This is a genomic window from Mesorhizobium sp. M1A.T.Ca.IN.004.03.1.1, from assembly GCF_003997555.1.
GTDB lineage: Bacteria > Pseudomonadota > Alphaproteobacteria > Rhizobiales > Rhizobiaceae > Mesorhizobium.
In genome coordinates this window covers 1-266 of the sequence record NZ_RZTV01000439.1, presented here as the reverse complement: position 1 = coordinate 266, position 266 = coordinate 1, and the positions used below count along the sequence as shown (strand labels likewise).

1 protein-coding gene is annotated in these 266 nt (G+C 61.3%); it reads left to right on the top strand.

Annotated features, from left to right (window positions below; all coding sequences use genetic code 11):
- Nucleotides 1-12 precede the first annotated feature (12 nt).
- Nucleotides 13-266 (top strand): cell surface protein (locus tag EOD29_RS32345; RefSeq protein ID WP_127248839.1); only part of this gene is annotated, 254 nt, incomplete at its 3' end.

Here is a 266-nt window from a genome sequence, read left to right as displayed (position 1 = left end):
TGAGGGTTTATCATGAAAATGCTCAGACTTGCCCCTTCCACCGCCGCGCTCGCCACCCTTCTCGCCATCGCCTCGATTGCATCAGTGCAGGCGGCTCCCGTCCAGACGGCTTTCCCGCCCGGTATTTCGGAGGTAAAAACGGTGCAATATAAACCACATGCCGGATCCTGGCATGGTTATCAGGGCTTCCGCACCGAACGCCCCGGCACCCGCCGCCATTCCGATGGCTATTGGTATCCGCTGGCCGCCTTCGGCGTCGAAGCCGG